Source organism: Nocardia farcinica, from assembly GCF_029867845.1.
Lineage (GTDB): Bacteria > Actinomycetota > Actinomycetes > Mycobacteriales > Mycobacteriaceae > Nocardia > Nocardia farcinica_A.
In genome coordinates this window covers 1-7,930 of record NZ_JARWRU010000749.1, presented here as the reverse complement: position 1 = coordinate 7,930, position 7,930 = coordinate 1, and the positions used below count along the sequence as shown (strand labels likewise).

6 protein-coding genes and 1 pseudogene are annotated in these 7,930 nt (G+C 71.0%); 2 read left to right on the top strand and 5 right to left on the bottom strand.

Annotated features, from left to right (window positions below; genetic code table 11):
* The 5 genes and pseudogenes from QH283_RS16435 to QH283_RS16415 all read right to left on the bottom strand — a co-directional run.
* Positions 1-534, bottom strand: a pseudogene (locus QH283_RS16435) (hypothetical protein); the annotation flags it as partial.
* Between the two features lie 248 nt (positions 535-782).
* Positions 783-1,841, bottom strand: a complete 1,059-nt coding sequence (gene dmpG, locus QH283_RS16430; RefSeq protein ID WP_280503862.1) for a 4-hydroxy-2-oxovalerate aldolase — start codon at positions 1,839-1,841, stop codon at positions 783-785.
* 10 nt (positions 1,842-1,851) lie between these two features.
* Positions 1,852-2,763, bottom strand: coding sequence for an acetaldehyde dehydrogenase (acetylating) (locus QH283_RS16425; RefSeq protein WP_280503861.1), 912 nt, complete (start codon positions 2,761-2,763; stop codon positions 1,852-1,854).
* Positions 2,764-2,872: 109 nt separating this feature from the next.
* Positions 2,873-3,658, bottom strand: a complete 786-nt coding sequence (locus QH283_RS16420) for a 2-keto-4-pentenoate hydratase (protein ID WP_280503860.1) — start codon at positions 3,656-3,658, stop codon at positions 2,873-2,875.
* Position 3,659: 1 nt separating this feature from the next.
* Positions 3,660-5,330, bottom strand: a complete 1,671-nt coding sequence (locus tag QH283_RS16415) for an FAD-binding protein (protein ID WP_280503859.1) — start codon at positions 5,328-5,330, stop codon at positions 3,660-3,662.
* A 108-nt stretch (positions 5,331-5,438) separates the two neighbouring features.
* Between QH283_RS16415 and kstD the strand changes: the two genes are divergently transcribed.
* Both kstD and QH283_RS16405 read left to right on the top strand, forming a co-directional pair.
* Positions 5,439-7,154: a 3-oxosteroid 1-dehydrogenase gene (gene kstD, locus QH283_RS16410; protein ID WP_280503858.1), complete on the top strand. Its 1,716-nt coding sequence runs from the start codon at positions 5,439-5,441 to the stop codon at positions 7,152-7,154.
* 35 nt (positions 7,155-7,189) lie between these two features.
* Positions 7,190-7,930, top strand: a 741-nt coding sequence (locus QH283_RS16405) for a MaoC/PaaZ C-terminal domain-containing protein (RefSeq protein ID WP_280503857.1), incomplete at its 3' end; no start/stop codon positions are given.

The window sequence follows — 7,930 nt, the reverse complement described above, 5'->3', positions numbered from 1 at the left end:
GGGGGGGGGGGGGGGCGGCGGGGGGGGGTGGGGGGCCCCCCCCAACCCCCCGCCGGGGTGGTACTGGGGCCCCCCCACTACAAACGCCACGACGACGCCGACGAGCGGCGTTAAGACGCCGATCTTGCCGAGGGGGCCCGGCGCGTCCTTCATCGGGTACCGGTTGCCCGCGCCGTACAGCGGCGCGCGGTTCCTGTGATCCCCGAACGGCGGCCGGATCGGCGGGGAACCGGGCGGCAGCTGTCCGGGTGCTCCCGGTGCGGGCGCTCCCGGCGCGGGCGGGGGCTGCTGTGCGCCGCCGGGGCCCCAGCCAGGCTGGGGCGCTGGGGCGGAGCCGTAACCGGAGGGCGCACCGGGTGGGGGCACGGGAGCCGGGCCGTAGCCCGCGGGTGGCGTCGCCGGACCGCCGTACGTGGGCCCTGGTTCCCCCGCGGCGCGGTACTGCGCGTCCTTGCCGAGCTTCTCCAGCGGCGGGAATTCGTAGGCCCCGCCCCCGGATTCGTGCCCTTCCCCGTCCTTGTGCTCGTAGGCCATGCGTCCCCCGCTCCCCTCCGCCCTCGTGCGCCCCGGTCGGGGCGTCGTCGATCCGGCGACGGACGCGGCCGTCGCCACCATCGAGTATCGCCGATCCCTCCTCTCCGGCGCTATCCTGTCGCCGGTCGAGGGCCGCCCTCGCCGAACGCCACCCGACGCGGTCGCGGGGCCCGTGTCCACCCGCGACCCGACCGAGCACGACCGAGCCGGGCCGTCCGACGAACCGGGCGAGGTGGCCGGGACAGAGGCTAGGACACGCCCGCGGTCTGCTTCTCCCGCAGCAACTCCAGCGCGATGTCGATGAGCTGGTCCTCCTGCCCGCCGACGAGCTTGCGCTGCCCGGCGCGCACCAGCATCTCCGCGGCCGAGACGCCGTAGCGCGCGGCCGGCCGCGCGGCGTGCTTGAGGAAGCTGGAGTAGACGCCCGCGTAGCCCATCATCAGCGCCTGCCGGTCGAGCAGGCATTCCTGCGGCATGGCGGGGCGGACCACGTCCTCGGCGGCGTCGGCGATGGCGAAGAAGTCGATGCCGGTCTTGATGCCGAGCTTGTCGCACACGCCGACCAGGGCCTCGACGGGGGTGTTGCCCGCACCCGCGCCGAACCGCCGCGCGCTGCCGTCGATCTGCTTGGCGCCCGCGCGGATGGCGTAGACGGAGTTGGCCACGGCCAGGTCGAGGTTCTCGTGCCCGTGGAAGCCGACCTGCGCGTCGTCGCCGAGTTCGGCGACCACGGCGGCCACCCGGTCGGAGACCTGCTCGAGCACCAGCGCGCCCGCCGAGTCGACGATGTAGACGCACTGGCAGCCCGCGTCGGCCATGATCCGGGCCTGCTTCGCCAGCACCTCCGGCGGCTGGGTGTGCGACATCATCAGGAAGCCGACGGTCTCCAGGCCGAGTTCGCGGGCCAGGCCGAAGTGCTGGATGGAGACGTCGGCCTCGGTGCAGTGGGTGGCGATGCGGCAGATGGAGGCGCCGTTGTCCTGGGAGATCTTGATGTCTTCCTTGACGCCGACGCCGGGGAGCATGAGCACCGCGATCTTGGCCCGCTTCGCCGTCTCGGCGGCGATCTTCACCAGCTCCTGTTCGGGCGTCTTGGAGAAGCCGTAGTTGAACGAGGAGCCGCCGAGGCCGTCGCCGTGGGTGACCTCGATGACCGGCACGCCCGCGCCGTCGAGGGCGGCGACGATGTCGCGCACCTCGGTGGCGGTGAACTGGTGGCGCTTGTGGTGCGAGCCGTCGCGCAGCGAGGTGTCGGTGACGCGGATGTCGAGTTCCGCCGAGTAGGGGGACGGTACCGAATTGGTCATGATGTGCTCCTTAGACCCGGGCCACGGTGATCTGCTGGGCGATGACCTCGCCGACCTTGGTGGCCGCGGCGGTCATGATGTCGAGGTTGCCCGCGTACGGCGGCAGGAAGTCGCCCGCGCCCTCGACCTCGACGAAGACCGACACCTTGGCGTGCCCGCCGGAGACCACCGAGGGCTCGTCGAACTGCGGCTCGTTGAGCAGCCGGTAGCCGGGCACGTACTGCTGGATGTCGGCGACCATCCGGTGGATGGAGTCGGCGATGGCGTCGGTGTCGGCGTCGTCGGGGATGGCGCAGAAGATGGTGTCGCGCATGATCATCGGCGGCTCGGCCGGATTGAGGATGATGATCGCCTTGCCGCGCTGGGCGCCGCCGATGGTCTCCACGCCCCGGCTGGTGGTCTTGGTGAACTCGTCGATGTTGGCGCGGGTGCCCGGACCGGCCGAGACCGAGGACACCGAGGCGACGATCTCGGCGTAGGGCACCGGGACCACGCGCGAGACGGCGGCCACGATCGGGATGGTGGCCTGACCGCCGCAGGTGATCATGTTGACGTTGGGGGCGTCGAGATTGGCGTCGAGATTGACCGGCGGCACCACCGCGGGACCCACGGCGGCCGGGGTGAGATCGACGGCGCGGATGCCCGCCTCGGCGTAGCGGGGCGCGGCGGCGCGGTGGACGTAGGCAGAGGTGGCCTCGAAGATCACGTCGGGCAGTTCGGACTGCGCGAGCAGCCAGTCCACGCCCTCGTGCGAGGTCTCGAGGCCGAGCCCGCGCGCCCGCTTCAGGCCCTCGCTGTCGGGATCGATGCCGATCATCCAGCGCGGCTCGATGGCCTCCGAGCGCAGCAGTTTGTAGAGCAGGTCGGTACTGATGTTGCCGGAGCCGACGATGGCGGCGGTGACGGTGCCTTTCGATGACACAGCGTCCTCCTCGGGTTGTGCAGAGCTGGTGGTGCCGATGCTGGGTGGGCCGGGCTTCCTGGCCGAACTCCAGGCCTGGTCGAACCCCAGGCCTGGTCGAATTTCAGGCCTAGTCGAATTTCAGACGGACGGAACCGAGTCCGGCGAATTCGGCCAGGAAGTCGTCGCCGGGGCGGGCGTCGATGGCGCGGGTGCAGGAGCCGGGCAGCACGATGTCGCCCTTCTTCAACCGCACGCCGAAGGAGGCGACCTTGCGCGCCAGCCAGGCCACCGCGATCACCGGGTCGCCGAGCACCGCGTCGCTGCGGCCCTCGGCGACGACCTCGCCGTTGCGGGTGAGCACCGCGTCGATGGCCTTGATGTCGATGTCGGCGGGGGCGACGCGCTCCCGGCCGAGCACGAAGCCGGCCGAGGAGGCGTTGTCGGCGATGGTGTCGCACAGGCCGATCTTCCAGTCCTTGATCCTGGAGTCGATCAGCTCGATGGCCGGGGCGTAGGCGACGGTGGCGGCCAGCACGTCGGCCTCGGTGCAGTCCTCGCCGGGCAGGTCGGCGCCGAGCACGAAACCGACCTCGACCTCCACCCGGGGGAACAGGTAGTTGCCCGCCGGGACCGGAGTGTCCTCGAAGACCTCCATCTCGGCGAGCAGGTGGCCGTAGTCGGGCTCGTCCACGCCCATCATCTGCTGCATGGCCAGCGAGGACAGCCCGACCTTGTGGCCGACCACCTTCGCGCCCGCGTCCAGCCTGCGGCGGATGTTGACGAGCTGGATCTCATAGGCGTCGACCACGTCGATGTCGGGATGGCGGGCCACGAGCGGGTCGATGGCGATCCGCTCCGCTTCGGCTTTCGCCAGTTCGTCGGCGAGTTCGATTCGTACCGCGTCGGACAGCACGTCAATTTCCTTCCGCTGTGGCAGGTTCGGGCACGGCCCGTGCGGGCACGCGCGCGGCATGGGCTCCGGCGCGCCTGCCGGAGAACACGCAGTCGGCGAGCGACAGACCGCTGACGTAGGAGTCCGAGCAGATCCCGACGGCCGTGCGGCCCGCCGCGAACAGGCCGGGAATGATCTCTCCCGCCGTGGATCTCACCGCGCCGGTGGTCTCGTCGACGACCACGCCGCCGAGGGTGAGCATCGGGCAGGGATTGGTCAGACTCGGCTTGATACCTACATCCAACAGCCAGTACGGCCCGCCGCGGACCGATTCGGTGAATTCGGCCGGCTTGCCCACCGGGTCGGGCGCGCCGGCGGCGATCGCCGCGTTGTGTTCCTCGACGGTGGCGCGCAGCCCGGCCGGGTCGATGCCCGCGGCGCGCGCCGCCTCCTCCAGCGTCGCCCCGCGCGTGGCGTTGCGGCGCATGACCTCGAACTGGGCGCGCTGGAACCAGGTCGCCTCACGGTTGATCAGCCGGACGGCGGTGCGCATGCGCTCGGCGTCGGCGAGCACCCAGCCCTGGCCGTCGTGCTCGTTGACCAGCTTGTGCCCGACGGCCGCGCCGTAGCGGGTCTCGTCGATCACGCGGCGGCCCGCGGCGTCGACCAGCAGCGCGCCGGTGAAGCAGCTGGGCGGCAGGATGAAACGCCAGGCGGAGATGTTGCCCATCCGGTCGGTGGCGGCGCCGACCTCCCGCGACATGAGGATGCCGCTGCCGTCGTCGCCCATGCTGCCGAGCTCGAGGCCGTGCCGGTACTGCGGCCCGTACTGGCGCACCAGGTCGCGGTTGGAGATGAAGCCGCCCGAGCTGACCACCACGCCGCGCTCGGCGCGCACCCGGATGATCCGGCCGTAGCGCTCGTCCATGGCGGCGAGCTGTCGCATGAGGCGCTTGCGCAGCGGCGGGTAGTAGATGCCCGGCTTGTTCGCGATCGAGGCCAGCCTGCGGTAGCGGGCGCGCACCCGGGCGGGGGCCGCGCGCAGGGTGCGGCACTCGACGCCGGTCACCCTGCCCTCGGCGTCGGTGAGCAGCCGGGTGGCGGCGGTGAGGGTCTCCACCCGCACGCCGTGGCGCAGGGCGGAGGCGATGAGCGGGTCGGTCATCTTCTTGCCCGAGGTGCCACGCCCCTTGACGCGATGGCCGCGCTGGGCGGGCTCGGCGACCTCGCGGCCGTAACCGGAGACTTCGCTGCCGCTGTAGTACAGGTAGTACTTGTCGTTCGGGTAGGAGGTCTTGTACGGGCACAGCGAGGCGTCGAAGGGAACGCCGTGGCCGGACAGCCAGTCGATCATGTCCGGGCTCTGCTCGACGAAACGGTGCAGTGTCTGCGGCGAGACCGCGTCGCCGACCTCTCTGCGCAGGTAGGCCAGCATCTGTTCGGGGGTGTCGCGCACGCCGGCCGCGCGCTGCACGGTGGTGCCGCCGCCCGCGTAGATGATGCCGCCGGACAGCGCCGAGGTGCCGCCGCCGCTGAACCGTTCCAGGACGAGCACGTCGGCTCCGGTCTCGGCCGCTTCCAGCGCGGCGCACGCGCCCGCGGCGCCGAAGCCGATGACGACGACGTCCGCGGTGAGGTCGGCCGCGCCATCAGCGGCGGTGACGTCAGGGGGATTCACAGCGTCCAGGCCCATGCACTCCACTCCGAACTGAAACAGGTTTTCCCGGCCGATGAGACGCCGGACAACTCTTCTGCCTCTCAACATAGACCAACGGCGCGTCCATTCTATAACGTGTTCTACATGACTGATCCGGTTCTTGACCCACACAGCTACGACGTGGTGGTCGTCGGCAGCGGCGCCGCAGGCATGACCGCCGCCCTGACCGCCGCCCATCACGGACTGCGGGTCGTCGTCCTCGAGAAGGCAGCGCACTACGGCGGATCGACGGCCCGATCCGGCGGCGGGGTCTGGATCCCGGGCAACAAGGCGCTGCTGGCCTCCGGTCGTCCCGACGACCGCGAGCAGGCCCGCACCTACCTGCACAGCATCATCGGCGACGTGGTGCCCGCGGACCGGATCGACACCTACATCGACCGCGGCGCCGAGGCCTTCGACTTCGTCCTCGACCACACCCCGCTGAAGATGAAGTGGGTGCCCGGCTACTCCGACTACTACCCGGAGGCCCCCGGTGGTCTCGGCGAGGGCCGCTCCTGCGAACCCAAGCCGTTCAACCTCAAGGTGCTCGGCCCGGAGAAGGACAAGCTGGAGCCGCCGTACGCCAAGGCGCCGCTCAATGTCGTCGTCATGCAGGCCGACTACGTGCGGCTGAACCTGATCCGCCGCCACCCCAAGGGCATGATGCGGGCCATGCGCGTCGGCGCGCGCACCTACCTGGCCAAGTTCACCGGCAAGGAGATCGTCGGCATGGGCCGGGCGATCATCGCCGCCATGCGCAAGGGCCTGCTCGACGCGAACGTGCCGCTGCTGCTTGACACGCCGATGACCAAGCTGGTCGTCACCGACGGCCGCGTCACCGGCGTGGAGGCGCTGTACCAGGGCGAGCCGACGGTCTTCAGCGCCCGCTACGGCGTGGTGCTCGGCAGCGGCGGGTTCGAGCACAACGCGCAGATGCGGGAGAAGTACCAGCGCGCGCCGATCACCACCGAGTGGACCACCGGCGCGGCCGCCAACACCGGCGACGGCATCCAGGCGGGCATGGACGTGGGCGCCGACGTGGGCTTCATGGAGGACGCCTGGTGGGGTCCGACGGTGTTCAAGGGCGGCAAGCCGTGGTTCGCCCTGGCCGAGCGCAATCTGCCCGGCTGCATCATGGTGAACGCGCGCGGCAAGCGCTTCGGCAACGAATCGGCGCCCTACGTGGAGGCCGTGCACACCATGTACGGCGGCACCTACGGCCAGGGCGAGGGCCCGGGCGAGAACATTCCGGCGTGGCTGGTGTTCGACCAGCGCTACCGCGACCGCTACATCTTCGCCGGCCTACAGCCCGGCCTGAAGTTCCCCTCGCGCTGGATGGAGAACGACAACATCGTCAAGGCCGACACCCTCGAGGAGTTGGCCACCCGCCTCGGCGTGCCCGCCGACGAGCTGGCCGCGACCGTCGAGCGCTTCAACGGCTTCGCCCGCACCGGCAAGGACGAGGACTTCGGCCGCGGCGACAGCCACTACGACCGCTACTACGGCGATCCCACGGTGAAGCCGAACCCGTGCCTGGCCGAGATCTCGCAGGGCCCGTTCTACGCGGCCAAGATCGTGCCGGGCGACCTGGGCACCAAGGGCGGTCTGGTGGCCGACTCGGCGGGCCGGGTGCTGCGCGAGGACGGCAGCGTCATTCCCGGCCTGTACGCCTCGGGCAACTGCTCGACCCCGGTCATGGGCCACACTTACGCCGGACCCGGCGCGACCATCGGCCCGGCCATCACCTTCGGCTACCTGGCGGTGCTCGACATCGTCGACCGGAAGAAGACGGAGAAGGCCGAGGCCACCGCGGACGCCTGAGCCCGCCCCGACACGCGAACGAGGAGATCAACCCCATGCCCATCGATCCGTCCGTCGCACTCGGCGCGCAGCTGCCGACCAGGGAGTTCTCCTGGACGCCCTCCGACGTGCAGCTCTACCACCTCGGTCTCGGCGCGGGCGCGCGCTGGACCGACGAGGCCGAGTTGCGCTATCTCGACGACCGCGAACCCCAGGTGCTGCCCAGTTTCGCCACCGTCGCCGAGACCCTGCGCGAGACCGAGCCGCCGAAGGTCAGCTTCCCCGGCATCGACATCGATCTGGCCAAGGTGGTGCACGCGCACCAGGAAGTCACGGTGCACCGGCCGATCCCGGCCTCCGGCAAGGCCACCAGCGCCAGCCGCATCGCCGAACTCTGGGACAAGGGCTCCTCCGCGGTGATCGTGCGCGAGTACGAGATCACCGGCTCCGACGGCGAACCGCTGTGGACCACCCGCTCGTCGATCTTCGCCAAGGGCGAGGGCGGCTTCGGCGGCGAGCGCGGCCCGAGCACCAGGTCCGAACTGCCGCAGCGCGACCCGGACCTGGAGTTGCTCATCCCCACCCTGCCCCAGCAGGCGCTGCTCTACCGCATGCTCGGCGACCGCAACCCGCTGCACTCCGACCCCGCGTTCGCTCGCGCGGCCGGCTTCCCGAACCCGATCCTGCACGGGCTGTGCACCTACGGCCTGGTGTGCAAGGCGGCGACCGACAACGTGCTCGACTCCGACGCCTCCCGGGTCACCGGTTTCCGCGCCCGCTTCGCCGGGGTGCTGTTC

Excerpts from the sequence above, each read along its gene's own strand:
- dmpG (WP_280503862.1), bottom strand. The coding sequence starts at position 1,841 with ATGACCAATTCGGTACCGTCCCCCTACTCGGCGGAACTCGACATCCGC.
- QH283_RS16415 (WP_280503859.1), bottom strand. The coding sequence starts at position 5,330 with ATGGGCCTGGACGCTGTGAATCCCCCTGACGTCACCGCCGCTGATGGC.
- kstD (WP_280503858.1), top strand. The coding sequence starts at position 5,439 with ATGACTGATCCGGTTCTTGACCCACACAGCTACGACGTGGTGGTCGTC.